At 59.4% G+C, this 26,271-nt stretch carries 28 protein-coding genes; 19 read left to right on the top strand and 9 right to left on the bottom strand.

Annotation, left to right across the window (positions count from 1 at the left end; all coding sequences use genetic code 11):
- The first annotated feature begins 2 nt into the window (after positions 1–2).
- Genes nuoK through HH303_RS16105 form a run of 10 tightly spaced genes read left to right on the top strand, consistent with a single transcriptional unit; the run spans position 3 to position 9,867 of the window.
- A complete protein-coding gene (gene nuoK / locus HH303_RS16150; RefSeq protein ID WP_169626425.1) occupies positions 3–311 on the top strand; it encodes an NADH-quinone oxidoreductase subunit NuoK in 309 nt (102 codons plus the stop codon).
- Between the two features lie 13 nt (positions 312–324).
- Positions 325–2,319 carry an NADH-quinone oxidoreductase subunit L gene (gene nuoL, locus HH303_RS16145; RefSeq protein ID WP_169626424.1) on the top strand — a complete coding sequence of 665 codons (1,995 nt, stop codon included), beginning with the start codon at positions 325–327 and terminating at the stop codon, positions 2,317–2,319.
- 27 nt (positions 2,320–2,346) lie between these two features.
- Positions 2,347–3,879, top strand: coding sequence for an NADH-quinone oxidoreductase subunit M (locus tag HH303_RS16140; protein WP_169626423.1), 1,533 nt, complete (start codon positions 2,347–2,349; stop codon positions 3,877–3,879).
- Positions 3,880–3,899: 20 nt separating this feature from the next.
- Positions 3,900–5,345: an NADH-quinone oxidoreductase subunit NuoN gene (nuoN, locus tag HH303_RS16135; RefSeq protein WP_169626422.1), complete on the top strand. Its 1,446-nt coding sequence runs from the start codon at positions 3,900–3,902 to the stop codon at positions 5,343–5,345.
- Positions 5,346–5,349: 4 nt separating this feature from the next.
- Positions 5,350–6,081 carry a biotin--[acetyl-CoA-carboxylase] ligase gene (locus tag HH303_RS16130; RefSeq protein WP_319637435.1) on the top strand — a complete coding sequence of 244 codons (732 nt, stop codon included), beginning with the start codon at positions 5,350–5,352 and terminating at the stop codon, positions 6,079–6,081.
- Positions 6,082–6,118: 37 nt separating this feature from the next.
- The gene (locus HH303_RS16125) at positions 6,119–6,895 is read left to right on the top strand and encodes a type III pantothenate kinase (protein WP_169626421.1); all 777 of its coding nucleotides are present in this window, start codon (positions 6,119–6,121) and stop codon (positions 6,893–6,895) included.
- Positions 6,892–8,568 (top strand): ribonuclease J, encoded by a 1,677-nt coding sequence (locus HH303_RS16120; RefSeq protein ID WP_169626420.1) that lies wholly within the window; start codon positions 6,892–6,894, stop codon positions 8,566–8,568. The genes HH303_RS16125 and HH303_RS16120 overlap by 4 nt, the downstream gene beginning before the upstream one ends.
- Before the next feature lie 23 nt (positions 8,569–8,591).
- Entirely contained in the window at positions 8,592–8,996 is a 405-nt protein-coding gene (gene mce, locus HH303_RS16115; protein ID WP_169626419.1) for a methylmalonyl-CoA epimerase, read from the top strand.
- A complete protein-coding gene (locus HH303_RS16110) occupies positions 8,993–9,247 on the top strand; it encodes a DUF1467 family protein (RefSeq protein ID WP_169626418.1) in 255 nt (84 codons plus the stop codon). Before mce ends, HH303_RS16110 begins: the two co-directional genes overlap by 4 nt.
- A 56-nt stretch (positions 9,248–9,303) precedes the next feature.
- Positions 9,304–9,867: a DNA-3-methyladenine glycosylase I gene (locus HH303_RS16105; protein WP_169626417.1), complete on the top strand. Its 564-nt coding sequence runs from the start codon at positions 9,304–9,306 to the stop codon at positions 9,865–9,867.
- 188 nt (positions 9,868–10,055) lie between these two features.
- Here HH303_RS16105 and HH303_RS16100 read toward each other — a convergent pair whose 3' ends face one another.
- Positions 10,056–10,733, bottom strand: a complete 678-nt coding sequence (locus HH303_RS16100; RefSeq protein ID WP_227421878.1) for a glutathione S-transferase family protein — start codon at positions 10,731–10,733, stop codon at positions 10,056–10,058.
- Positions 10,730–11,167 (bottom strand): DoxX family protein, encoded by a 438-nt coding sequence (locus HH303_RS16095; protein ID WP_169626416.1) that lies wholly within the window; start codon positions 11,165–11,167, stop codon positions 10,730–10,732. The genes HH303_RS16100 and HH303_RS16095 overlap by 4 nt, the downstream gene beginning before the upstream one ends.
- 97 nt (positions 11,168–11,264) lie before the next feature.
- Here HH303_RS16095 and HH303_RS16090 point away from each other — a divergent pair, with 97 nt between their 5' ends.
- A complete protein-coding gene (locus tag HH303_RS16090; RefSeq protein WP_169626415.1) occupies positions 11,265–11,693 on the top strand; it encodes a MarR family winged helix-turn-helix transcriptional regulator in 429 nt (142 codons plus the stop codon).
- Positions 11,694–11,765: 72 nt separating this feature from the next.
- On the opposite strand, the gene HH303_RS16085 is transcribed toward HH303_RS16090, so the two are convergent.
- The 3 genes from HH303_RS16085 to HH303_RS16075 are packed head-to-tail and all read right to left on the bottom strand — an operon-like array spanning position 11,766 to position 15,018.
- Positions 11,766–12,971 (bottom strand): alpha/beta hydrolase, encoded by a 1,206-nt coding sequence (locus tag HH303_RS16085; protein ID WP_169626414.1) that lies wholly within the window; start codon positions 12,969–12,971, stop codon positions 11,766–11,768.
- A gap of 43 nt (positions 12,972–13,014) precedes the next feature.
- Positions 13,015–14,070 carry an Ldh family oxidoreductase gene (locus HH303_RS16080; RefSeq protein ID WP_169626413.1) on the bottom strand — a complete coding sequence of 352 codons (1,056 nt, stop codon included), beginning with the start codon at positions 14,068–14,070 and terminating at the stop codon, positions 13,015–13,017.
- 27 nt (positions 14,071–14,097) lie between these two features.
- On the bottom strand, positions 14,098–15,018 hold the full coding sequence (locus HH303_RS16075; RefSeq protein ID WP_169626412.1) for a DMT family transporter: 921 nt from the start codon (positions 15,016–15,018) through the stop codon (positions 14,098–14,100).
- A gap of 183 nt (positions 15,019–15,201) precedes the next feature.
- On the opposite strand from HH303_RS16075, the gene HH303_RS16070 reads away from it, so the two are divergent.
- Positions 15,202–16,776 carry a peptide chain release factor 3 gene (locus tag HH303_RS16070; RefSeq protein WP_169626411.1) on the top strand — a complete coding sequence of 525 codons (1,575 nt, stop codon included), beginning with the start codon at positions 15,202–15,204 and terminating at the stop codon, positions 16,774–16,776.
- A gap of 85 nt (positions 16,777–16,861) precedes the next feature.
- Positions 16,862–17,782 carry a hypothetical protein gene (locus HH303_RS16065; RefSeq protein ID WP_169626410.1) on the top strand — a complete coding sequence of 307 codons (921 nt, stop codon included), beginning with the start codon at positions 16,862–16,864 and terminating at the stop codon, positions 17,780–17,782.
- 27 nt (positions 17,783–17,809) lie between these two features.
- Here HH303_RS16065 and HH303_RS16060 read toward each other — a convergent pair whose 3' ends face one another.
- The 3 genes from HH303_RS16060 to HH303_RS16050 all read right to left on the bottom strand — a co-directional run bounded on the left by HH303_RS16060 (position 17,810) and on the right by HH303_RS16050 (position 20,433).
- On the bottom strand, positions 17,810–18,652 hold the full coding sequence (locus tag HH303_RS16060) for a tetratricopeptide repeat protein (protein WP_169626409.1): 843 nt from the start codon (positions 18,650–18,652) through the stop codon (positions 17,810–17,812).
- A gap of 84 nt (positions 18,653–18,736) precedes the next feature.
- The gene (locus tag HH303_RS16055) at positions 18,737–19,339 is read right to left on the bottom strand and encodes an MlaC/ttg2D family ABC transporter substrate-binding protein (RefSeq protein ID WP_169626408.1); all 603 of its coding nucleotides are present in this window, start codon (positions 19,337–19,339) and stop codon (positions 18,737–18,739) included.
- 131 nt (positions 19,340–19,470) lie between these two features.
- Complete coding sequence (locus tag HH303_RS16050) at positions 19,471–20,433, bottom strand: DMT family transporter (RefSeq protein WP_169626407.1); 963 nt, start codon at positions 20,431–20,433, stop codon at positions 19,471–19,473.
- A gap of 197 nt (positions 20,434–20,630) precedes the next feature.
- Between HH303_RS16050 and HH303_RS20135 the strand changes: the two genes are divergently transcribed.
- Entirely contained in the window at positions 20,631–20,927 is a 297-nt protein-coding gene (locus tag HH303_RS20135) for a DUF6898 family protein (protein ID WP_227421877.1), read from the top strand.
- Between the two features lie 69 nt (positions 20,928–20,996).
- Here the strand turns inward: HH303_RS20135 and HH303_RS16040 are convergent, their stop codons facing one another.
- Positions 20,997–21,455: a MucR family transcriptional regulator gene (locus HH303_RS16040; protein ID WP_227421876.1), complete on the bottom strand. Its 459-nt coding sequence runs from the start codon at positions 21,453–21,455 to the stop codon at positions 20,997–20,999.
- Between the two features lie 490 nt (positions 21,456–21,945).
- Between HH303_RS16040 and rpiB the strand changes: the two genes are divergently transcribed.
- The 5 genes from rpiB to HH303_RS16015 all read left to right on the top strand — a co-directional run bounded on the left by rpiB (position 21,946) and on the right by HH303_RS16015 (position 25,942).
- Positions 21,946–22,413, top strand: coding sequence for a ribose 5-phosphate isomerase B (gene rpiB, locus HH303_RS16035; protein ID WP_169626406.1), 468 nt, complete (start codon positions 21,946–21,948; stop codon positions 22,411–22,413).
- 51 nt (positions 22,414–22,464) lie between these two features.
- Complete coding sequence (gene glyA / locus HH303_RS16030) at positions 22,465–23,775, top strand: serine hydroxymethyltransferase (RefSeq protein WP_169626405.1); 1,311 nt, start codon at positions 22,465–22,467, stop codon at positions 23,773–23,775.
- 69 nt (positions 23,776–23,844) lie between these two features.
- Complete coding sequence (nrdR, locus tag HH303_RS16025) at positions 23,845–24,312, top strand: transcriptional regulator NrdR (RefSeq protein WP_169626404.1); 468 nt, start codon at positions 23,845–23,847, stop codon at positions 24,310–24,312.
- 8 nt (positions 24,313–24,320) lie between these two features.
- A complete protein-coding gene (ribD, locus tag HH303_RS16020) occupies positions 24,321–25,415 on the top strand; it encodes a bifunctional diaminohydroxyphosphoribosylaminopyrimidine deaminase/5-amino-6-(5-phosphoribosylamino)uracil reductase RibD (protein ID WP_227421875.1) in 1,095 nt (364 codons plus the stop codon).
- Positions 25,416–25,690: 275 nt separating this feature from the next.
- On the top strand, positions 25,691–25,942 hold the full coding sequence (locus tag HH303_RS16015; protein WP_264465910.1) for an FtsB family cell division protein: 252 nt from the start codon (positions 25,691–25,693) through the stop codon (positions 25,940–25,942).
- The last annotated feature ends 329 nt before the right edge of the window (positions 25,943–26,271 follow it).

Raw genomic sequence — 26,271 nt, 5'->3', positions numbered from 1 at the left:
TTATGGAAATCGGACTGTCTCACTACCTGTCGGTCGCGGCGATTCTGTTCACGCTGGGTCTGTTCGGGATTTTCCTGAATCGCCGCAACGTCATCGTCATTCTGATGTCGATCGAACTGATGCTGTTGGCGGTGAATATCAATCTGGTCGCGTTTTCTGCCTTCCTGCAGGATCTGACCGGCCAAATCTTCGCCATGTTCGTATTGACCGTCGCGGCCGCGGAAGCGGCCATCGGTTTGGCGATCCTGGTCGTGTTCTATCGTAACCGCGCGTCTATTGCGGTCGACGATGTCAGCAATATGAAGGGATAAGGGCGAGAATCCCATGGAAGCACTCATCGTATTCCTGCCGCTCGTCGGCGCTCTCGTCGCCGGATTCGGCGGCCGGGCAATTGCCGGTCACAAGGGCGACCTGTTCGCCCAGATCGTGTCGTCCGGTCTGCTGGTTCTGGCGGCCATCTTCGCCTGGATCACCTTCATCAATGTCGGCATCCTCGCCCATGACGCGGCGGACAAGGCCTACACGATCAATCTGCTGCACTGGGTCGCGGTCGGCGATTTCGCCTTTGATTGGGCGCTGCGCATCGACACGCTGACGGCGGTCATGCTGGTCGTGGTCACGTCGGTGTCGTCCGTCGTGCATATCTATTCCATCGGCTATATGCACCACGATCCCAGCATCCCGAGGTTCCAGGCCTATCTCAGCCTGTTTACCTTCATGATGCTGATGCTGGTCACCGCCGATAACCTGGTTCAGATGTTCTTCGGCTGGGAAGGCGTCGGTCTGGCGTCCTATCTGCTGATCGGGTTCTGGTACAAGAAACCCTCCGCCAATGCCGCCGCCATCAAGGCCTTCGTCGTCAACCGCGTCGGGGATTTCGGGTTTGCGCTCGGCATCTTCGGGACCTTCGTGATGACCGGATCGCTCGGCTTCGACGCGATCTTCGCGGCCATTCCGGGCATCGTCGAGGGTGGTGATGCGGGGCAGACGTTCCAGTTCCTGTGGATGACGCTGACGCCGCAGGAAGCGATCACCTGCATCTGCCTGCTCTTGTTCATGGGCGCGATGGGTAAATCGGCACAGTTGGGTCTGCACACCTGGCTGCCGGACGCGATGGAAGGTCCGACGCCGGTTTCCGCGCTGATCCACGCCGCCACCATGGTCACCGCCGGTGTCTTCATGGTCTGCCGTCTGTCGCCGATCTTCGAATATTCGGAAACGGCGCTGACCGTCGTGACCTTCGTCGGGGCGATGACGGCCTTCTTCGCCGCGACGGTCGGCCTGACGCAGAACGACATCAAACGGGTCATCGCCTATTCGACTTGCTCGCAGTTGGGCTACATGTTCTTCGCAGCGGGGGTTTCGGCCTATCCGGCGGCGATGTTCCACCTGTTCACGCACGCCTTCTTCAAGGCGCTGCTGTTCCTGGGCGCGGGCTCCGTGATCCATGCCGTTTCGGACGAACAGGACATGCGCAAGATGGGCGGGCTGGCCCCGCATATCAAAAAGACCATGGTCATGATGTGGATCGGGTCGTTGGCGCTTGGCGGGATCGGTATTCCGGGCACGCAAATCGGTTTTGCTGGTTTCTTCTCCAAGGACGCCATTCTCGAAAGTGCCTATGGCGCGCATACCGGGATCGGCATGTTCGCCTTCTGGATGGGAATCGCGGCCGCCGTGATGACCGCGTTCTATTCCTGGCGCCTGCTATGGATGACGTTCCATACCCCGGCGCGGGCCGACGAACGCGTCATGGCGCATGTCCATGAATCGCCGAATGTCATGCTGGTGCCGCTGTATCTGCTGGCCATCGGCGCGGTGTTCGCGGGCGTTGTCTTCGCGCCGTATTTCACGGGGCATCACTTCGCCGAATTCTGGGGCGACTCCATCAAGATCCTGGAAGAGCATAAGGCGCTCGAAAACGCGCACCATGTGCCGGTCTGGGTGAAGATGCTGCCGCTGGTCGTTGGAATTATCGGGATCGCGGGCGCGGTCTGGGTCTATCGCAGCGGCCTGGAACGCGGGCGTCGCATCGGCGAATTCTGGGGGCCGTTCTATCAGTTCTCGCTCAACAAGTGGTATTTCGACGAACTGTATAACTTCCTGTTCGTCCGTCCGGCCTTTGCCATCGGCCGCTTCTTCTGGAAGCGCGGCGACGGCCAGACGATCGACGGGTTGGGTCCCGACGGTGTCGCCAAGACCACGGCATTCGCCGCCGGCCGCCTGAGCCTGCTGCAGACCGGGTATCTGTACCACTATGCTTTCGCAATGCTGATCGGGGTCGTCGTGCTCGTCAGCTTTTATCTGTTGGCCCATTAAGGGCAGGGAAGGGATCGGACCTTAACCATGTCGGAAGCCACGTTTCCTCTCCTCAGTTTGACGACTTTCGCGCCGATCGTCGGGGCGATCTTCGTCATGGTCGTGCGCGGCACCCAGGAAGAAGTCGCGCGCAACGCCCGTTGGCTTGCGCTCGTCGCGACGACGACGACCTTCCTGCTGTCGCTGCTCGTCCTGGCCAATTTCGACGGATCGACCGCCGACTTCCAGCTTGTCGAAGACGTTCCTTGGCTGCCCAGCATCGGCATCAGCTACAAGATGGGCGTCGACGGCATTTCGATCTGGTTCGTGCTGTTGTCGACCCTGCTGACCCCGCTGTGCATCCTGGCCAGTTGGAACAGCATCAAGACCCGTGTGCGCGAATACATGATCGCCTTCCTCATCCTCGAAACGATGATGGTCGGCATGTTCTGCGCCCTGGACATGATGCTGTTCTACTTCTTCTTCGAAGGCGTGCTGCTGCCGATGTATCTGATCATCGGCGTCTGGGGCGGCGCGCGGCGTATTTATGCCTCGTTCAAGTTCTTCCTCTACACGCTGCTCGGCTCCATCCTGATGCTGGTCGCGTTGATCGCGCTGTATTTCGCGGCGGGTGGGACGACGGATATCCCGACCCTGATGCAGACCAGCTTCCCGTACGAGCTTCAGATGCTGTGCTGGCTCGCCTTCTTCGCCAGCTTCGCGGTGAAGGTGCCGATGTGGCCGGTGCATACCTGGCTGCCGGACGCCCACGTGGAAGCGCCGACCGCCGGATCGGTTATCCTGGCGGGCGTGCTGCTGAAGATGGGCGGCTACGGGTTCCTGCGTTTCTCCATCCCGATGATGCCCTTGGCTTCCGACGCCTATGCGCCGCTCGTCTTCGTGCTGTCCTGCGTCGCCGTGGTCTACACCTCCCTGGTGGCCCTGGTGCAGGAAGACATGAAGAAGCTGATCGCCTATTCGTCGATCGCGCATATGGGCTTCGTCACCGCGGCGATCTTCTCCATGAACGAAACCGCCGTCGCCGGGTCCATCATTCAGATGTTGAGCCATGGTCTGGTATCCGGCGCGTTGTTCCTGTGCGTCGGTGTCGTTTACGACCGCCTGCACACGCGTGAGATTTCCCGCTACGGCGGTCTTGCGACGAACATGCCGCGCTATGCGCTCGTCTTCATGTTCTTCACCATGGCGTCGGTCGGTCTTCCGGGGACCAGCGGTTTCGTCGGCGAATTCCTGATCCTGTACGGGGCGTTCGAGAACAACACCTGGGTGGCCAGTTTCCTGGCAACCGGACTTATTCTCGGGGCCTGTTATGCGCTGTATCTCTATCGCCGGGTCGTCTTCGGCGACCTGACGAAGGACGACGTGAAGGCCATGCTGGACATGAGCCCGCGCGAAATCGCCATCTTCGCGCCGCTGATCGTGCTGACCCTGTGGATGGGGATTTATCCGGCGACGTTCCTCGATCCGATCGAGGCGTCGGTGACGCATTTGGTTGAAACCTATGATGCGGCCCTGGCCGCGGCCCAAGACGGTGCCGTGTCCGTGGCCGAAAGCCAGTAAGAGAGGCGGGACGGCTTCCCATGATGTTCGAAACCTCGATGATCGCCCCCGCGCTTCCCGAAATCGTCCTGGCCTGCTCGGTCATGGGACTGATGATGGTCGGGGTCTTCTCGCCGGAGAAACAGGCCCTGAGCCGGGTTTCCTTCCTGGCTGTCCTGGTCCTGCTCGTGATCGGCGTTCTCGTCATCGCGACCGGATCGGAAACGCGTCTGGCCCTGCATGACCTGTTCGTCGTAGACAGCTTCTCGCTGTTCATGAAGGTCCTGGTCATCATTGCCGCCGTTCTGGCGCTAGTGATGTCCGACGGCTATATCCGCCGTGAGAGCATGGCCCGGTTCGAATATCCGGTTCTGCTGTGCTTTGCCACGCTCGGCATGCTGATGATGATTTCGGCCCACGATCTCATCTCGCTCTATATCGGTCTGGAACTGCAGAGCCTGTCGCTCTATGTCGTGGCGGCTTTCCGCCGGGATCAATTGCGGTCGACCGAGGCCGGGTTGAAGTATTTCGTGCTCGGCGCGCTCAGTTCCGGCCTGCTGCTGTACGGTAGCTCCCTGATCTATGGCTTTGCAGGCACGACGAATTTCGCTGCCATCGCCAGTGGTCTTGCCGCCCTGGATCACGCACCGACAGGTCTGATCGTCGGGCTGGTGTTCCTGTCCGCCGGTCTGGCTTTCAAGATTTCCGCCGTGCCGTTCCATATGTGGACACCGGATGTGTATGAAGGCGCGCCGACACCGGTCACCGCCTTCTTCGCCGTCGCGCCAAAAATCGCGGCCATGGCGTTGATCCTGCGCGTCATGCTCGGCCCGTTCGAGGATTTGATTGCCGAATGGCAGCAGATCATCTGGTTGATTTCCGTCGCATCCATGATCCTGGGGGCGGTTGCCGCCATCGCGCAGACCAATATCAAGCGCCTGATGGCCTATTCCTCCATCGGTCATGTCGGCTATGCCCTCATGGGCCTCGCTGCAGGGACAAAGGACGGCGCCACCGGCGTGATGCTGTATATGGCGATCTATCTGGTCATGAATGTCGGCACCTTCGCCTGCATCCTGTCGATGAAGATCAAGGACCGTATGGTCGAGAATATCAGCGACCTGTCCGGCCTGTCCAAAACGCGCCCGGGCATGGCCTTCGCATTGATGATCTTCATGTTCTCCATGGCCGGTATCCCGCCGCTTGCCGGGTTCTTCGGGAAGTTCTTCGTCTTCCGCGCCGCGATCGACGCCGGTCTGATCTGGTTGGCCGTCATCGGCGCCCTGGCCAGCGTGGTGAGCGCGTTCTATTACCTGCGCATCATCAAAGTCATGTATTTCGACGAGAACGACGATGTGATCGACAAGATCGATGGCAAGTCGATGCGCGTCATCATGATCCTGACATCCGCACTTGTCCTGCTGTTCACCCTGGCACCGGAAACGATTGCAAGCTATGCCGCGTCGGCGGCGACCTCGCTGTTCTGATACGGTGACCGACATATCGCTGCCGCAGGGCTGGACCGGTCACGTCTTTGACGAAATCGGGTCCACCATGGATGTCGCGCGGGCCCTGGCCAATGACGGCGCCCCGGATCGCACCGCGGTCCGCGCCGTCCGTCAGACCGGGGGCAGGGGGCGATACGGTCGGCACTGGGTCGCGGAACCGGGCAATCTGTACGTAACGGCCCTGTTTCGGGAAGACCGGCCTCTTGCGGACTGCGCGCAGCTCTCCTTCGCCGCCGCCCTTGCCTTGCTGGATTGCGTCGAAACACCGCAGTCGCGGCTGAAATGGCCGAATGACGTCCTGATAGGCGGCAAGAAGGTTGCCGGTATCCTGCTGGAAGGGGGCGGAGAGCCATCCGCGCCTTGGATATTGATCGGCATCGGCGTGAACTGCGTCCATCACCCGGAAGACGGCACAACATATAAGGCGACCGATCTGGCGGCGCAGGGGATCGATCTTCCGGCGGACCGGCTATATCCGATGCTGCTGTCGCGGCTGGATCATTGGCGCGGCGTCTGGAAGACCGAAGGGCCGAGCGCACTACACCGGGCCTGGACGGATGCCGCCGCGAATATCGGCGAAACGATACGGGTCCGCCTTTCGGACCGGGAAATCTCGGGACGTTTCGACGGGTTGGACGATTCCGGCGCGCTAATCCTTGCCGAACCGGACGGGACGATGCACAAGATTTCCGCCGGGGACGTCTTTCTGCGCTAGAACAGGAAAGGCCCCGGATATTCTAAGGAGGGAGCCCATGCTTCTCGCCATCGATTCCGGCAATACCAATGTTGTTTTCGGTATTTTCGACGGAACGGATTTCGTGAAGGCCTTTCGCTGCGCCAACGATCCGAAACGCACCGCGGACGAATATATCGTCTGGTTAAGCGAGTTGATGAAGCTGAACGGCCTGGACATGGACGCGATCACCGCGACGGTCGTCGGATCGGTCGTCCCGGAAACGGAATTCAACCTGATCAGCCTGTGCCGCCGCTATTTCGACGGCGAACCGGTGGTGATCGGCGCTCCGGGCGTGACCTTGGGGATCGAGGTCTTGATCGACCGGCCGGAACAAGCCGGCGCGGACCGGCTGGTCAACGCGGTACAGGCGCATATCTCCTATGGCGGGCCGTTGATCTGTATCGATTTCGGCACTGCCACGACATTCGACGTCGTCGATGGCGACGGTAACTATCGCGGTGGCGCGATCGCTCCGGGGATTAATCTGTCCCTGAAGGCTTTGTACGACGCGTCCGCCAAACTTCCCCTAGTGGGAATCGAACCCTCTGAAACCGTCATTGGGCGGGAAACGAAAACGGCAATGCAGTCCGGTATCTATTGGGGCTATGTCGGCATGATCGAGGGGATGGTGGAGCGTATCCGCCGCGAATATGGAGAAGACATGAAAGTTATTGCCACCGGCGGTCTGGCGGAATTGTTCGCCGAACGCACCGTTGCGATCCAGCACACCGACAGGTCCCTGACCCTGCGTGGGCTGGTCGAAATCTTCCGCCGGAACGGAGGTACTGTATGAGCGCGCCGGGCTACCGCGAAACCGACGCACCGGGGATCGACGAATTCCTGTTCCTGCCCTTGGGGGGCACCGGCGAGATCGGGATGAACCTCAACCTCTATGGCCATGACGAAGCCTGGCTGATGGTCGATTGCGGTATCACCTTCGGTGACGCACGCACGCCGGGCATCGATGTCATCATGCCCGACCCGGCCTTTATCGAGGAACGCGCGGAAGACCTGTGCGGCCTGGTTCTGACCCACGCCCACGAAGATCATTTGGGCGCGGTCCAATATATGTGGCCGAAGCTGAACTGCCCGGTCTATGCGACGCCGTTCACCGCTGCCGTTCTGCGCAAGAAGCTGGGGGAAGCCAGTTTCGGCCGTGACGTGCCGATCATCGAAATTCCCATGTCCGGCAGCTTCACCGTCGGTCCGTTCGAAATCGAACTGATCACGCTGACCCATTCCATTCCGGAGCCGAACGCGCTTGTCATCCGCACGCCGTTGGGCGCGGTGCTGCATACCGGCGATTGGAAGCTGGACCCGCATCCGCAAATCGGGCCGAGCACCGATGAACAACGCCTGATGTCGCTGGGTGAGGAAGGCGTGCTGGCCATGATTTGCGACAGCACCAACGCCATGTCGCCGGGGCGCAGCGGGTCCGAGGGGGAAGTCCGCGAGAATCTGGCGGAAGTCGTGCGCGGGCTCGACGGCGCGGTGGCCATCGCCTGTTTCGCATCGAACGTCGCGCGTTTGGAAAGCGCCGCCAAGGCCGGGCTTGCCTGCGGCCGCCAACCGGCGCTGATCGGCCGGTCGTTGTGGCGAATGACCGAAGCGGCGCGGGAAACCGGGTACCTTCAGGATATGCCACCCTTCCTGAACGATGAGGCCGCGGCACGCCTGCCGAAGGACAAGGTCCTGCTGATCTGCACCGGAAGCCAGGGGGAACCGCGCGCGGCCCTGTCCCGGATCGCCCGCAAGGATCATAATTTCATCGAAATGGGGGAGGGCGATACCGTCATCTTCTCCAGTCGCGAAATTCCGGGGAACGAGATCGCCATCGGCGAATTGCAGAACGCGCTGACGGAACTGGGCTGTTCGATCATCACGGCGGCGGATGCGGAAATTCACACCTCCGGCCATCCGAACCGTGATGAATTGGCGGATATGTATTCCTGGATTCGCCCGCGGTTGGCGATCCCGGTTCACGGTGAACACCGTCATTTGCTGGCCCATGCGCGATTGGCGCAAAGCTGTCAGGTGCCGCACGGTATCGTCGCCAAGAACGGCATGCTGATGAGCCTGACCCCGAACGGCGTGGAAGTCGTCGATGAGGTCTATGCGGGCCGGCTTGCGCTCGACGGGGACCGTCTTATCCCGATGGATCACGGATCGATTCGACAGCGCAAGCGCATGGCCTATAACGGTTCCGCCGTTGTGTCCCTGGCCCTGACCAGCAAGGGGGCTCTGGCCGACGAGGCGCAGATCACGGTTTCCGGCTTGCTCGATCCCGACGCACCGGAACTGGACGAATTGCTGGATTTGGCCGAAGACACGGTCGAAGGACTGAGCAAAAAGCAGTTGCAAGACGACGGCACCGTTTGCGAGGCCGTGCGCGTCGCGGTCCGCCGGCGGTTGCAGCAGATCAGCCGTCGCCGTCCACAGGTAGATGTTCATTTGTTAAGAGTCTGAATATCTTAGGTGAGGAACTGAAGATGATCGGTAAGCTTAATCACGTCGCTATTGTTGTCCCGGACTTGGCTGCCGCGAGCGCGATCTACCGCGATACGCTGGGTGGGGATGTCTCCGAGCCGGTGAATTTGCGGGAACACGGCGTGACGACGGTTTTCGTCAACTTGCCGAATACGAAGATAGAGCTTCTGCACCCGTTCGGGGACGATTCGCCGATCGCCAAGTTCCTGGAAAACAACCCGTCGGGTGGCATGCATCACGTCTGTTATGAGGTCGACGACATCCTGGCGGCGCGGGACAAGCTGAAAGCCGATGGCGCCCGCGTTCTGGGCGACGGCGATCCGAAGATCGGTGCCCACGGGAAGCCGGTTCTGTTCCTGCATCCCAAGGATTTTTGCGGCACTTTGGTGGAATTGGAGCAGGTATGAATATCGCATCCTTCATCGTCGTCTATGTCATCGCCTGGTGGCTGATCTTCTTCATGCTGCTTCCCATCGGTGTGCAGCGAGAGGAAAACCCGGAAACCGGCCACGATATCGGCGCACCGAAGAAGCCGATGCTGATCCGCAAGGCCCTGATCTGTACCGTGTTGGCGGGCATCGTGCTGCTGGGATACTGGTATCTGGCGGATGTCGTCGGCGTCACGCTGGTAGATCGCAAAAACCTCCTGACACAATGATGTCAGGAGGACTGTGCTAAATCCGCCGCGACTTCAACCGGTTCGGAGGCGATGGGATGGCTTGGTATTGCGACTATGCGATTGGGGACCCGGTTCACGGCTCCTACCACGATATGGAATACGGATTTCCGGAAACGGACGAGACGCGTCTGTTCGAACGGCTTGTTCTGGAAATCATGCAGGCAGGTCTCAACTGGGGGCTCGTGCTGAAGAAGCGGGACGGTATGAACGCAGCCTTCGACGGGTTCGACGTCGATGCGGTCGCCAGCTATGGCGATGCGGATATCGCGCGTTTGCTCGACGACCAGAACATCGTTCGAAACCGGTTGAAAGTGCATGCCGCGATCCACAACGCCCAAGTGATCCAAGGCATGCGGGATAGCCACGGCGGATTCGCTGCATGGCTGGCCGCGCATCATCCGAAGACCAAACCGGATTGGGTCAAACTCTTCAAGAAGACCTTCAAATTCACCGGCGGAGAGATCACCGGCGAATTCCTGATGTCCATCGGCTATCTACCCGGCACGCATCGGCAGGATTGCGATGCTTTCAAAGCCATCGCGGAACAACAGCCGCCCTGGATGGACGTCGATGAAGGTTTCTACACCGTGTCGGCATAGGGGTGTTTACAGGCCCGTACGAAACCCACTGTCACGCGTTGAGAACACGATTCGGGCCCCCGGAACGGTGGAATCAGCGATTGCGATCTCAAACTTTGACACGAGGGTCGAGTTGAGACCGCAATTTCCAATGACGACCTCATATAAAGGTTTGTCGAAGATGCCGCCGACGCCGGGCTTCTCGATATTCATACCATCCCAGGACTTGTTTTTCCGGCCAATACCGAAAGATATGAGGCCCGCCGCTGAATGAAATCCCTTAGGAGTGCCGGATAGTCTTCGGTTACCGCAGTCCTAACAGAGGGCCTGCGCTCCAGTTCCTTTCGCCAGGCTTGAACACGAGTAAGACCTGTGAAGATGCCGAAGTCCCCAATCTCGTCGAAAACATCGAAATATCTGAACACAGGGCCGAACACGACGTCGACAAGCCTAAACCTATCACCGTCGAAATAGGGACCGACCCGAAGTTCGGCTTCAAGTCGGAGGAACTTGGTACGCAGGGCGCAGACCTTCTCGTCGAATGACGTGGCATCTGCGACTGAGTAGAATCCGGCGATGTCGTTCAGTATCGCCGATCCGAATTCCATCCATGCGCGATGTTCTGCCCGCGCGAGCGCTGTGTCGGGGTGCAGCGGATTGGGTAGCGTCTCTTCGAGATATTCGAGGATGACGGCTGACTCGAAGATCGGAAATCCATCGACAATGAGCACCGGCGTCTTGCCGAGCGGCGAGATGTCGAGGAACCAAGCCGGTTTGTCGGCAAGGTCGATGTTTGTACGATCGAACTCGACGCCCTTTTCGGTAAGCATGATCGCGGCCCGCTGAACATAAGGGCACAGCACGTGGCTGATAAGTTGCAACATCATGACGATACCTCCCGGCTTCTGAAAATAGTTTGAAGAGAGGTGGACGGGCTCATCGCGAACCTGCCGTCGCCGAGCATAGCCTGAACGACAGCGAGTAAGGTCAGATAGGCCGGATACTCCCAGCCGCCATTCGCATTTGCGAACATCCAGCCGTTTCCAGAATGCACCCACGTCGCCCCAGCAAGGATCGGTACGGTTGCGAGCGCGATCCAACGGGTCTGGATGCCAAGAACGAGAAGAATGCCTGCCACTGCCTCCACTGCGAAGACGGTGTAAGCAAGCCAACCCGGAAAGCCGAGAGAGATGAAGAACTGTGCCGTCCCCGGCAACCCGATAACGAAGAGCTTAAGAAGCAAACTATGGGCGAGAAACATGAGGCCGAGCGCAATACGCAGTAGGAGTATCGCGGTTTCGGTCCGTATGGTTTGGTTCATTGTCTTTCTCCCAATGTAGATACAGATGCATCTATATTGCGCGCAGCTTGCTGTTGTCAAGGTTGATGCAAGTGCATTCATGTGCCAAAAGGAACGCATGACCGATGTTGACCGAACCACACAGGCTGCTTGGACAGCCCTTATGACCAAAAGCCGACAGCTTTTGGAAACAGTCGAAGCCGCATTGAAATCAGCTGGCCACCCGCCGCTTTCTTGGTACGACGCACTGTTGGAACTGGAAAAGGTGGGAGAGGAAGGAATTCGGCCATTCGAACTCAGACAACGGCTTCTGTTGCCGCAATACGGCACGTCCCGTCTCCTGGACCGGATGGTCACGGCAGGACTCGTCAACCGCCGAGACTGCGAAGAAGACGGCCGTGGCCAAATCGTCTTTATTTCCGAGCGGGGACTCGCGATCAGAAAGGCAATGTGGCCGGAATATTCAAAGGTACTGACGGACGGTATCGGGGATAAACTGACAAGGGCAGAGGCCGTTCAATTGGCTATGCTTCTGTCCAAACTATAGAACCCGCACTGGAACCAGGGGTGGATGTTGGCCGCGTTGCCAAGTTTTACCAAGCGCTCCATAAAAGACCTCTCAGGTTTTTCGGGCAATTTCTACAACAAATTTGTAAAGATCGCTTTCCACGTCCGCCAAGGCCGTCACCACGGTGAAATGATTGAGGTTCGGTAGTTCCAGATAGCGGATATGGGCCCCGCGCGCGCCGAAAGCGTGGACGTATTCATGGCTTTGACGCTTGAATTCATCGCTTTCCGCACCGCCGACAACTGCTACGATCGGACCGGGCGAGCGGATATCGTGGTAAACGGGGCTTAGATCCTCTGCTTCCTCCTCCGTCAGGCGCAAGGCGGTATTCAGGCCGGTATGGCGCAAGGGTTCGAGCTCAAATAGTCCGGAAATCGGGATACTTCCCTTGATCAAATCCGACGGAAGGTCGCTGCTAAGATGCGTCCAATCGGTCGCGGCCATCATCGCGGTCAGGTGTCCGCCCGCCGAATGGCCGGACACGGTAATATGCGCCGGATCGTATCCATATTTCGATGCATCGCGATACAGCAGGGCAATGGCATCCTGACAGTCGGCGACGATGGCGCGGATCGTCGCGGGTGGGCACAGCGGGTAGTTCAACGTCGCGACGGCCAGTCCGGCCTTCACCAGTTCGCGGCAGCAATGGCCGTTGTCGCGCTTGTCGGCCGCCTGCCAATAGCCGCCATGGATGAAGATATGCAAGGGCGGGTTGCTGACGCCGTCCGGCATATACAAGTCGATCCGATGCTTCTCATCCGGCCCGTAGGTCAGTTCGGCGGTGCGCGTTTTTTGGAACTCCGCCCCGTCGATACGCCAGGACGCCATGATTTCCGGTGCCTCCGGCACCGTCGCGCGCGGGCTGTATTGGAAATTCAACGTGGCACTGTCCATGCCGCGATACTTCGGGGCCGTGTCTTTCGGCGGCACCACGGCGGCGGCTTGCAAGATGGTTCCCTGATCGGACGTCATTAAGGCGACCTTGCCGAAGGTTCCGCCCAGGGCTTCCCGGTAGAGAAGATCGTAATCGACGATATCCCGCTGTAGCGCCGACGGGTCGGGGACGGCAACGCTCAGGTGGCGGATATGCGGCGGGGCCGCCCCTTTTGCGACGAGATCGCGTCCAAGACTTCTCGCGGCCTCCAGAAATGCGGTCTTCGCGTCCTGTGCCGAGGACCGACCTTCCGCATTTACAGGGTTACAGCCATCCGTGCAGACCGGCATGGGAGCCGGTGTGTCGAACCAATCGAATTCCATTGTACAATCCCCCCGATCCGGAAAGCCGCATCATTTGAATTTATCAATCGCCGTCCGTGTCGTTGCCGACGGCGAGGTCCTGCACCGTGTCATACAGTGCCTTGGGCAGGCGGATGCCCTGGCTGGGCGTTTCCTGCCGCGCAAGACGGCGGCGGGTGCCGGGCAGGCGGCTGACGCCGATCGCTTCCAGTTCCTTGAACAGGACTTCCGTATGCGCAGCCCAACCGGCATCGCCGAAACGGCTGGGATCCATCGCCAGGATGAATTCCCCACCGACGGGCGGTCCGCCGTCTTTGTTGTCCTGACGGCCCGATTCCACGGAAAAGACAGACCCGATCAGCGCCCCCGCCAGCAATTCGATCATCAGGGCGATGTTCGATCCCTTGTAGCCGCCGAAAGGCAATTGCGCGCCTTCCAGAATTTTTGCGGGATCGTTGGTCGGATTTCCATCCGGGTCGATACCGGCGCCGTCCGGTGCGTCATGCCCGTCGCGGGCCATGATCATGATTTCCCCACGGGCGAGAGCCGCTGTGGCCTGATCGAACACGAAGGGATCCTGTCCCGGGCGCGGCCAGGAAAAGGCGAGGGGATTGGTTCCGAAAAACGGCTTCGTCCCGCCGGCTGGGGCGACCATCGGCGAGGCCTGGGTCATGGCCAGACCACACAGCCCCAATTCACCCAAGGTTTCGACCTCCGGCCACAGTGCCGCGAAATGATAGATATCGGTCAGCCCCAGCACCGCGACGCCCTGCTGCCGGGCGCGATCTGCCAAGGCGGGCAGGCCGAGTTCCAATGCCAGCGGGGCAAACCCGCCCTTGCCATCGACTTTCAAGACGCCGGGCGCCATGTCGTGCAGGGTCGGGTGGGCCGCGCCGTCGACCTTGCCGCTGTCCAGGGAGGCGCAATAGCCTTGTAGGCGGAACAGGCCATGACTGGCGCAGCGGTCGCGTTCCGCGCGGATCATGATATCGGCGACCGCGCGCGCGTTCCTGTTGTCCGCGCCGCGTCGGGTGAGGGCGGCAATCGCGAGGTCGCGCGCTTCATCAAGGGTCAGGGAAACGCTGCTCGTCGTATCGGTGGCGGTCTTCTGTACGGACACGGGGCTGTTCTCCCTTCGATGGTTGGATCAGGGTTTGACCTGCGCGACCGCCGGAGGAACGGGAACGGCGCGCCGCCGTTCCCGGTAAATTGTGTAGAGGCCGCTGGCCACGACTATAGCCCCCCCAACAATCGTCCACAAATCGGGAAGGTTGTCGAAGACAAGGTATCCGACAATCGTCGCCCAAACCAACATCGTGTAATTGAACGGTTGCAGGCTGGACGCGGGCGCGAGGCTCAACGCGTAGATAAGGCAGGAATGTCCGACGACACCGGTGACCGACAAGATGCCGAGCAACAGCCACGCTTCCGGTGTCGGCTCGATCCAATAGAAGGGCCCGATGGCGGTCAGAACGGCGGCGCCGACGACGGCCATATAAAGCATCGACGTGCTGGACTTGTCCGTCCGGCCCGCCACCTTCGTCAGGACCTGATACGAGGCGAACAGGAAGGCGGTCGCCAGGGCGATCAACGCTTCCACCCGAAACACGCCAAGACCGGGCCGCAAGATGACGAGAATGCCGACGAAACCGATCAAAACGGCTGCCCAACGCCGAATGCCAACAGCTTCTTTCAGGAATATCGCGGACATGGCGGTCACGATCAGCGGGAAGGATGCCATGATGGAATGAATTTCCACCAGGGACAGCACCCGCACGGCGACGACGAAGGTGCCGATTTCGACCAGGATAATCAGCGAGCGTAGAATCTGGAGGACCGGGCGGGTCGATTTGACCGCTTGCTTGATCGGCACATGCCATCCCGCGACGACGGTCGCAAAAATCGCAAAGAAGACGTACCGAATCCAAATGATCTGGGGCGTCGCATAGGTCTGGGCCAGATGCTTCGTCACCGCGTCCTGGCACGCGAAGACGAACATCGCGAAAACGATCAGCAAGATGCCCTTATGGGTCGTGTCGGATTGTGCATTCGATGTGTTAGCCGTCATGAGGGCTGCCTACGACGATCCCGCGTTTTGGACAAGATGCATTCTGGGCAAGACAGTCGGTCGGCAAAAAGAAGGATGGCGAAACCGCGCTTACGGCGACGCCATGCTTGCGCGGACCAGCCTGCGGGCCTAGAAACACGGCGCTTCGAAGACGGAATTCACAGAACGGACGGGCAGGCTTCCATGCCGACGACGGAACAGGCCGTACGCGACCGGCGTACCTTCGCGATCATCTCCCACCCCGATGCGGGGAAGACGACCCTGACGGAAAAGCTGCTGCTGCGCGGCGGTGCCATCCATTTGGCGGGTGAGGTGAAGGCGAAGGGCGAACGCCGCCGGGCGCGATCCGACTGGATGAAGATCGAACAGCAGCGCGGCATTTCGGTGACGACCTCCGTCATGACCTTCATTCGCGACGGCATCACGTTCAACCTGTTGGACACGCCGGGCCACGAAGATTTTTCGGAAGATACCTACCGCACGCTGACGGCGGTCGATAGCGCCGTCATGGTCATCGACGCGGCGAAGGGGATCGAGCCACAGACCCGCAAACTGTTTGAGGTCTGCCGCCTGCGCGATATGCCGATCGTAACCTTCATCAACAAGCTGGATCGGGAAGCGCGCGATCCGTTCGAACTGATGGACCAAATCGCGGAGGAATTGGCACTCGACGTCGCGCCGGTCGCTTGGCCCATCGGTATGGGTCGCGATTTCAAGGGCTGCTACGACCTGCTGCACGACCGTGTCCTGCTGATGGGGGAAGACCGGACCGAGTCGGTACAGGTCGATGGGTTGGACGATCCGAAGCTGGAAGAACTGATCCCGGCGGAACAGCTTCAGAAGTTGCGTGAAGAAGCGGAATTGGTTCGGGAAGCCTGCCCGAAATTCGATGTCGACGCCTTCCTGGAAGGGCACATGACGCCGGTCTATTTCGGTAGCGCCCTGCGCAATTTCGGGGTCGGTCATTTGCTGTCTGGGATCGCCGAATTCTCGCCGCCGCCGCGGCCACTGCCGACCGACAAGCGCAGCGTCGATCCGACCGAGGACAAGGTGTCCGGATTCGTCTTCAAGGTTCAGGCGAATATGGACCCGAACCACCGCGACCGTATCGCCTTCGTCCGCATGTGCTCCGGCAAGTTCAAGCGCGGCATGAAGCTGAAGCATGTTCGCTCCGGCAAGCCGATGGCGATCTACAACCCGATCATGTTCTTTGCGCAGGACCGTGAAATCGCGGACGAAGCCTTCCCCGGCGATATCGTCGGCGTGCCGAACCATGGGACCCTGCGTGTCGGCGACACGTTGAGCGAGAGCGAGGATATGCGGTTCACCGGTATCCCGGATTTTGCCCCGGAAATCCTGCGCCGCGTCCGCTTGGACGACCCGATGAAGGGGAAGCACTTGAAAAAGGCGCTCGAAAGTCTCGCGGAAGAGGGTGTGACCCAGGTTTTCAAGCCGGAACTGGGGGCGAACTGGATCGTCGGTGTCGTCGGTCAGCTTCAGCTCGACGTCTTGAAAACCCGGATCGAGGCGGAATACGGCATCAATGTTACGTTGGAACCGGCGCCTTACGAAACCGCACGCTGGGTCAGTTGCGATGACAAGGCGAAGCTCGATTCTTTCTGTGGTGCCATCCGCAGCGCCATGTCCACGGACCGCGACGGCGCGCCTGTCTTTCTGGCCCGCAACTATTGGGAACTAAATCACCAGATCCAGAACAACCCGGATATCCGTTTCTCGAAAACACGGGAACGCGCCTGATCCGTCTCCTTCCTGTGGCGGTTTGGCGGATGAATGGTGTAAATTCCCGCTGGGTGGGTAATCGGATCCGGAATGGAACGACCCAATGACTGAAGAGTTTTCGCTGACAGAACAGCGTGATCGATATGTTGCCTTTGCGTTCGCCGCGGCGGATGTTTTGTTGGAAGTCGATGACAGCGGCGTGGTCGTCTTCGCGGCCGGGTCGGTAAAGGCACTGTTGCATCGGACGGCGGAGGAGCTGAAAGGGCAGGATGTCGCCGTGATCGCGGCGGAGACCGATGCTGCCGTCCTGGGGGAATTCGTCAATAAATTGAAACTGACCGGCCGGGTGTCCGATCAGTGGATTCTGGCCCATCCCGGTGCGGATGGAAAGCCGACCCCGATCAGCGTTTCGGGGATGAGCAGCCCGCAGCGCAAGGGCATCCATCACCTGTCAATCAAGGCCCTACCGCTTAGATCGCGGGAAACCGTGACCAAGGCCGCCCCGAACCCCATGTCTGTCCTCGATTTCGCGAATGCCGCCGCTATCGTCGGTACTCAGTCGCGCGATGCCGGGGAGGAAATGAACTTCGCCTTCTACGACGTGAATTGGGACCATGTCGAAAAGACGGTCAGCCGCGAGGATGCCGATCGATTGAACGACAGCCTTGTGCAGACGATGCGGGCATGGTCGTCAGGCGGCAGCGGTGTCGGGCAGGTCGGTCGTGGCCGCTATTCGGTGCTGTTGGATGACGGTATTGACGCAAGTGCCGTGTCCAAGCGGATGGCGGAAATCGCCAAAGACCAATGCGACTATCTGGTTCTGGATGTTGAAGAAGCCTCCCTACCACTGGGGGAAATCGTAAATTCGGACGATTTCGGGCCGATGTTCGAAAAGGCAATGCGCCATTTCAACGATGTCGGCGGACGGGCGTTCGACCTGAAAAGCTTCGACGACACGAAGAAGATCGCGCCCATCTTGCCGAAGTCGGGCAAGCGCACACTGTTTCCGTCGAAAAAGCGCTGATTTCCTGAAACTGACAGAGTAGGGGGATCAGTAAACGTTGGACCGTTCGGGCACGAAAGCTTCGGCCCGACGCTGACTTTCCTCGCGCTGTTCCGCAGTCATCTTATCGGCCACTTTTTCCGCACGCTTCTTGGCGGACGCATTTCCCTGATTGGCCGCAAGCGTCAGCCATTTCAACGCTTCGACCATGTCCGTTTCGACACCTTCGCCCTTCGAGAAACGGGCGCCGATATGGTTCTGCGCTTTGTCATAGCCCTGTCGCGCGGCGGCCAGGAACCATTTTGCGGCCATGACGAGGTCTTTTTCGACACCGTTCCCGTCGCGATAGCGCTTGCCCATATTGTACTGCGCCCGGTCGAAGCCGGCGATCGCCGCCCGTTCGATCCATAAGGCAGCGCGAATCTGACTTTCCTCGACCCCCAGCCCATATTCGAACATCTTGCCCAGCGAATATTGGGATCGGACAAGACCGTGATAGGCGGCGCGTTCCAGCCAGCCGTAGGCACGATCGTAATTCTGGTTAACGCCGGACCCTTCGATATAGGCAAGGCCCAGATTGTGCATCGCCTGCGCATGGCCCGCTTCGGCGGCGCGGTTCCACCATTCAATAGCCTTCGCGCGGTCCGGGGCGATCCCCCGGCCTTCGTCGTAAATGACGCCGATGTTGAACATCGCCTTGGCGTTCCCGGTTTCCGCCAGGGGCATCCAAATGGCGCGCGCCTTTCCGAAGTCGCCCTGCTGATAGGCGTTCCAACCGTCGGTGAAATCTTCTGCAACAGCGGGAGTCATAGACGACAAATAGACGGCGGAACACACCGCCGCCGCAGCGCATATCAGACTGAGTTTCCCGCGCCCCCGCAATATCGTCATTCTTTGTCCTCCCTGGTTACCATTATGTGCGCTTCCGATATTCGGAACAAGGGAGAAGCGCATCGTCGGCACCGGCGGGAACGGTCAGGATTGCACCGAATATTTCGACGTCTTCAGGCGCAGAAGTTGGAGGAGTCCCGGCATTTTTTCCCGCGCGAGAATGGAGGAAAACTCCTTCTTCTGCGCCAAGGCCAGGCTCTTTCCTTCGACGATCACATCCAATATCCGCAAGCCCTTATCGGTATCGCGCACCAGCCAGGAAACGCCGGTCGGGTCGGTTCCATCTTGGATGATCGTCGTTTCGACGACAGCATCCTTGTCGCGGTGGGACCGGCTATCGTCGATGCGCAGGGTCTGGCCGGAATACCCGCCGAGCCGTTGAGAGTAAGTTTGCAGGACATAGTCCGAAAAGAGAACCAGGAACTCGTCCCGTTCATCCGCATCGGCGGTCTTCCAAAAATCGGCCAAAACAAAGCGCCCGATTACCTCGACGTCGAAGCTTTCATGCACGATGCCGCGAAGTTTGCTTTCCCGCTCTTCCAACGTGATCGACTGATCTCGCAGCACATCGACCGCGCGCTGTCCCAGATTTTCGATGAATTCGGCGGCCTGTTCGGGCTCCGTCTGTGCGAAGGCGACCACAGGAACCAGAAGAAAAGCGAAAACCAAGGCAATAAGACGCGACATTCAGGATGCTCCTGCTCGGCGAAATCCGGCGCGATTTTGGAAACAGCTTATACTGTGCTGCAGCGCGATACATAGGGAAATCAGTACCGACACGCAAGCTGAACCTATGATTCCGCCGTGACTCCGGGCAGTCAGCGCCCCCCTAGAAACCGCCTGAGGACACTTTTCACCGGCAGAACGGTCGCCAGCCCCAAAAGCAACAAGGCCATGCCGATCATGTCGCGCGTATCCAATACCTCGCCCAAAAACACAAAACTGAAACCGAGACTCGTGATCGGAACGACCAGGATCGCGATGGAGGCAAAGGCTATGTCTGTGATCTTCAACAAGGTTGTCCAGGCAAGGAAACCGAGCGCCTGGCTCATCACGGCGACGGCAAAAGCCGCGGCGAGGGCCGGGGCCGAAACCGTATCGATCCATTGCCCACCGTCCAGATACAGGGCCAGTCCGACGATCGGTATCCCACCGATCATCATCATCCAACCGTTCGCGACGGTCAGCGGTATTGAAAACCGAAAGGCGATCTGAAGCTTCGACCCGATTGCCCAGGTCAAGGCGGCGCCCAATACGGCCGGAATGCCGATCCGGGCGGCGGCGCCATTCAGGTCCGCAAGGGCGTCGCCGGACAGTACGGCCACGGCGGCAAGCCCCAGTCCAACGCCGATCAAACGCCCGCGCGACGCCGTCTCACGAAAGAACAGCACGCCTAGGACGAGCGCGAAGAAGGGCATCGTATAGGCCAGAAGCGCCGTCCGCCCAGCGGGAAGAACGCTCAACGCCGTCGCCGATAGAATCAACCACAGGGTGATCAGAAAAATGGAACAGAGGATCATCCTGCCGATCTCACCTCGCGCCGGCTTCAGACTGTGCCCCATTGCCGCGGCAACGCCGAAAAGGATAGTCGCACCGATATAGGCTGACGAAGCGCGGAGGGTCATTAGCGGGATTTCCGAGACAGCCAGCTTGATCAGCGGCCACATCGAGCCCCAGACAATAGCCAGAAACGCCAATAACAACCATGCCTGCGGCGGCACGGACTTGGTGGCTGCGACCGGGGGAACGTATAGACCGTCGTCTGGGGTAATGGTGCTCACTGGCGCGCCTGCAATGTTGGTGAAATCGGCGACCAACGGTGCATTTGTCGGGCGCTTCCTTCCTGGATGACTGTGTTTTTATGTATGAGAACAGCTAGACCGCGAAACCATGCCTGTAAAGCGGCGCCAAATAATTTTGCGATCCGCTCGGAAATTCCCTGCTTGGAGCTACGAACGACGCGTCGTAAAATTCCCCTATGTCGAAACACATTCCGTCGTCGAACCGAACCGTCTTGCCGCAGGGCGCGTTGATCGAATTCATCGCGCAAGGCGCCTATGTGAAGGTATCGGCGGTGGATCCTGTCACCTATATCGAAGTATCGATCGTCGGTAGTGCATCGGCGGGGGAGGCGGTATTGACGCAACAGGCGGTCCGAAAGTTGGAACGCATGGTCTATAAGGCGAAATACGATCGCAACACCCACGCGTCGGATGTAGATGCCGTTGTGCCGCGCGCTCGGCGTCAGGAAACGCCGAGCGGTTGGGACCTTTAGTCCCATATCGATATACCGGAAACGATGAATGAAAAGGCAAGGCCGGGTCGGAAACCGCCGGCCAAAAGGTTATCCGCGTCCGCCGCGACCGGTGGTTTTTCCCAGTCCGATCTGTTTGGCGAAAGTGGAGCGCTGCGCGGCATAGTTCGGTGCGACCATCGGATATTCCGGCGGCAGGCCCCATTTCGCGCGGTACTGTTCCGGCGTCATGTTATAGGCCGTGCGCAGGTGACGTTTCAGCATCTTCAACTTTCGACCGTCTTCCAAGCAGACGAGATAGTCGGGCTGAATCGACTCTTTGACGGATATGGGCGCCTTCTGCTTCACGTTGAGCGGCCGGGACGGCGTCCGTGGCGGATCCTGACTGAGCGACGAAAATTTACCGAAGACTTCCCCGATCACGCCGCTGATATCAGCCTTTTTAACGGAATTGTTGCCGACATAGGCGGACACGACTTCCGCAGTCATGTGCAGGAGGTCACCACGGCTTGCGGTCGCCTTGTCCTTATCCGAACTGGAAATTTTCATGACTATTTTCCCCCGGGCGCGATGTACGGTGCCCAATGCATGTCGTCCAGCATCCCCAAATGCCCGACAGGTCAATTCCGTATTGCAGAATCGGATTGCTGGTAAATTTAAGCAAACTACCGTCCGCGAATCAATAAAGATTCGGCACTATACTAATCGCGACCTATTGAATTAAATGTTGAGAAAACAGGCCAAGCTGGTGTGCCGATTTGATTTTTCACACACAATATATTGGCGACGCAGTCAAAAATTGACGAATCATGATTCCGTCCATGCCCTAAGGCCGTTGAAAATGGCAGGGAAAAAGACAACCGTCGATACGTCTATGCCATACCGACTGACCGTTTTGTTGTGGTGTGCGGCGACGACAAGGAGACTAAATCGGTGGGGTGACGCAATTTGTTGTGCTTCCCCTAGCCATTCCAACGACATTATGTTAAGTCCCGCCGTCTTGGAGGACACAGGTCCTATCACGGGTGAAAAGAAACACATGGCCGATTCTTCGACACCATCGACGACCGTTGCCCTCGGCTGCGATCACGCCGGGCTGGATATGAAAAACGCGCTGATCCCGGTGCTGGATGATTTCGGCCTGACCGCCCTGGATGTCGGAACCTATTCTACAGATAGCGTCGACTATCCCGATTTTGCGGATCGTCTCGCGGAAGCCCTGGCCGACGGTCGCGCCACGCGCGGCATTCTCGTCTGCGGATCCGGGATCGGCATTTCGATTGCGGCGAACCGCCATCGCCATATCAGGGCGGCGCTGTGCCACAACAGCACCGAAGCGCGCCTCTCACGGCTGCATAATGACGCAAATGTCATTGCTTTGGGCGCACGCACGATTGGGCCGGAAGTCGCGTTGGAGTGTGTTAGGACGTTCCTGACCACGGACTTCGAAGGCGGACGGCATGCACGGCGGGTGGGCAAGCTGTCCCCGGCCGCGACCGAAGACTGACGGATCGGGCTCAACCGGTCACATCTATTAGACAGAAGGATACAGGGTAGAATGAGCAGCGCCGAAACCCAGCCGCTTTACGGTTTCCAAGGGTTCTTTGAAACGGACCTGAAAGACAGCGACCCGGAAATTTTCGCCGCGTTGGAGCATGAGCTTGAACGCCAGAACGACGGGATCGAACTGATCGCGTCCGAAAACATCGTCAGCCGCGCCGTCATGCAGGCCGTCGGCTCCGTGAACACCAATAAATACGCCGAAGGCTATGCCGGTCGCCGGTATTACGGTGGCTGCGAATATGTCGATGTCGTCGAAAAGCTGGCCATCGACCGCGTCTGCGAGTTGTTCAACTGCAAATTCGCCAACGTCCAACCGCATTCGGGGGCGCAGGCCAACCAGGCCGTGTTCATGGCGCTGCTTCAGCCGGGCGACACCTTCCTGGGCCTGTCCCTGGCATCCGGTGGTCACCTGACCCACGGTGCCGGGCCGAACCAGTCCGGTAAATGGTTCAACGCGGTGCAATACGACGTCCGCAAGGAAGACGCGCTGATCGATTTCGATCAGGTCGAGGCCCTTGCCAAGGAACATCAGCCGAAACTGATCATCGCGGGCGGCTCCGCCTATCCACGTCAGATCGACTTCAAGCGCTTCCGCGAAATCGCGGACAGCGTCGGCGCGCTGTTCATGGTCGATATGGCGCATTTCGCCGGTCTGGTCGCCGCGGGCGAACATCCGAACCCGCTCGACTATGCCGATGTCGCGACGTCCACAACGCACAAGACCCTGCGCTGCACGCGCGGCGGCCTGGTGCTGACGAACAATGAAGAGATCGCGAAGAAGATCAATTCCGCCGTGTTCCCGGGTCTGCAGGGCGGCCCGCTGATGCATGTCATCGCCGGTAAGGCCGTCGGCTTCGGCGAGGCGCTGCGTCCGGAATACAAATCCTACATCAAGGCCGTCGTCCGGAACGCGAAGGTTCTGGCATCGACCCTGATCGAAGGCGGACTGGACATCGTTTCCGGCGGCACCGACACGCATCTGATGCTGGTCGACCTGCGTCCGAAGGGCCTGACCGGCAATATCGCGGAAAAGAGCCTGGAACGGGCCGGTATCACCTGCAACAAGAACGGCATTCCGTTCGACCCGGAAAAGCCGATGGTCACCAGCGGCATTCGTCTGGGCACACCGGCGGCGACGACGCGCGGTTTTGGAGAAGCCGAATTCCGTGAAGTCGGCAAGCTGATCGTTGAAGTCTTGGATGGTCTTGCCGCGAATCGTGACGACAATAGTGCGATCGAAAACAGCGTTCATGCTCGGGTGAAGGCGCTTTGTGCGCGTTTCCCGCTGTATGCGGCGCCGTATTAAGGCAGAGTATTAGGGGCGGGGCGGGTGCCATCGGGTATTCGCCCCGACCGAACAGGGGGCTAGCACACCATGAAATGTCCGTTCTGCGGTCACGAAGACACTCAGGTTAAGGATTCCCGTCCGACCGAGGATAACTCGGCGATCCGGCGGCGGCGCATGTGCCTGAATTGCGGGGCGCGTTTCACCACGTTCGAACGGGTTCAGCTCCGTGAACTGACGGTGGTGAAGAAGAACGGTCAGCGCGAACCCTTCGATCGCGACAAGCTGATCCGGTCCATGCAGGTCGCTTGCCGCAAACGGAATGTCGAACTGGATCGCATCGAACGGATCGCGAATTCCATCGTTCGGCGTTTGGAAAGTTCCGGCGAAAGCGAAGTTCCGGTTTCGACAGTGGGCGAGATGGTCATGGATTCGCTGCTGCAACTCGACCAAGTGGCCTATGTCCGCTTCGCGTCGGTCTACAAGAACTTCCGCGAGGCCAAGGACTTCACCGACTTCGTGCGGCGTGACGTCTCCCGCCTGGAAGACGAACTCTAGGTCCATTCATGGCAGACACGGCGGACAGGGCGGCGGACGCGCGATGGATGCACGCCGCCCTGTCGCTTGCCGCCCGTGGACTTGGCAGAGTAGCCCCCAATCCGGCCGTCGGCTGCATTCTTGTTAAGAACGGAACCGTGGTCGGGCGCGGCTGGACACAGCCGGGCGGACGGCCGCATGCGGAAACGGAAGCCTTGCGTCGGGCAGGGCAGGCGGCCAGTGGCGCAACGGCTTATGTCACCCTGGAACCGTGCAGCCATTTCGGTAAGACCGGCCCCTGCGCCGTCGCCTTGATCGACGCGGGGATCGTCCGCGTGGTCGTCGCCACTGTCGATCCGGACCCACGCGTTTCCGGGCGCGGCCTGACCATGCTGCGTGAGGCGGGGATCGAGGTCGTGGAAGACGTCTTGCGAGACGAGGCGCGGGCCCTGAATAAAGGGTTCTTTCTGACCAAGACGGATCAGCGTCCTTTCGTATCGTTGAAACTGGCCACCAGCCTGGATGGCCGGATCGCGACGGCGACGGGGCAGAGCAAATGGATCACCGGGCCGGAGGCCCGCCAGGACGCGCAGATGATCCGGGCGTCGCATGACGCCATCCTGGTCGGTATCGGGACCGTTCTGGCGGATAATCCGGCGCTGACACGTCGGCTACCGGGTATTCAGGAGCAACCGATCCGCATCGTTCTCGACTCGCGGGGCCGTTTGCCGCCGGATGCCGTATTCTGCAACGGCGGTCAGGACAGCCTTCAAATCGTTGCCCCTGACTGCACCACACCGCCGCCATCCGGCGTTGACCGCCTGACGATCGCGCGCGATGCGGACGGATTTCTCTCCATCCCCTTGATCCTGGAGCGACTGGCCGACCAGGGTATCACACGGCTGATGGTCGAAGGCGGCGGAACGGTCGCGACGCATTTCCTGAAATCCGATCTAGTTGACCGCATCTATTGGTATCGTGCGGGGTTGGCGATCGGCGGCGACGGCGTGGCAGGGTTATCGGGCCCCGGATGGTCGAATTTGGGGGATGCCCCACGATTCCGGTTCGTCAGCGGCCGCATCGTCGGGCCGGACCGTTTGGACGTGCTGGAGCGCACACCGTAATCAGGCGATGGCTATTTCCCGTTATTTCCTGCCAATGGGCGGTTTCCGACAGCGGCATGCTATATCCTGACTCTCCTACTACCCGTTGAGTCCCGGCGGGTTTCGATAGGCAATATATGCCGTTTCGGGCGGCAAAAGATTCCCTATAACTCATTGAAAATATTGCCCATTGACGGCGAATCCCTTTCGTGATTCAAAGAAGCGCTATGACTGCGCTTAATGAACTCAAACGGCGATCGCGCCAGATAACGCTCCCCGCTCTTGGGGCGTGTGTCTTGGCGTATTTTGCCTATCACACTGTTCAAGGCGACCATGGCCTTCTATCGTTGATGCGGCTGTCCAACGAAGTGGAACGCGCCCGTGTGGCGCTGAACCACCTTCAGTCGGACCGCGAGGTGCTGGAGCGGCGCGTCGGATTGCTCGACCGCCGCAGTCTGGATCTCGACATGTTGGAAGAACGTCTGCGCCTCGATCTGCACAAGTTGCGGGATAACGAGGTTATCATCTTCCTGCCGACGCAAAGCTAAACTACACTTCCTCTTCACAATTTGTTACTCTCAGGAATGGTATCTTTTTCCTGTTCTCGATTGTGCAGTGCGCAAAAAATATCGCTTTCAAAGAATTCAACTGTTTTCCAGTTAAGTTACGAATTATTGTGAGTTTTCAATAATTTGCGTGACCTATTGATTTAAGAATTAAAACCGGGTACCGCTTCGGCAATGGGTTGACCAAGAGGGGCGGTCGTTCATTGCCGACCTTTCAACCGTCTGTGCCTTTGAGGGACAGGGCAGGTAGACGATCAGCCCCCGTATCGTATCAACACCGGGCCCGGCGGCCACTGGCGGCCGCGACAAGA

The sequence above is a fragment of the Pacificispira spongiicola genome (genome assembly GCF_012926505.1).
Lineage (GTDB): Bacteria > Pseudomonadota > Alphaproteobacteria > UBA8366 > Aestuariispiraceae > Pacificispira > Pacificispira spongiicola.
This window is presented reverse-complemented; position numbering and strand designations above follow the sequence as displayed.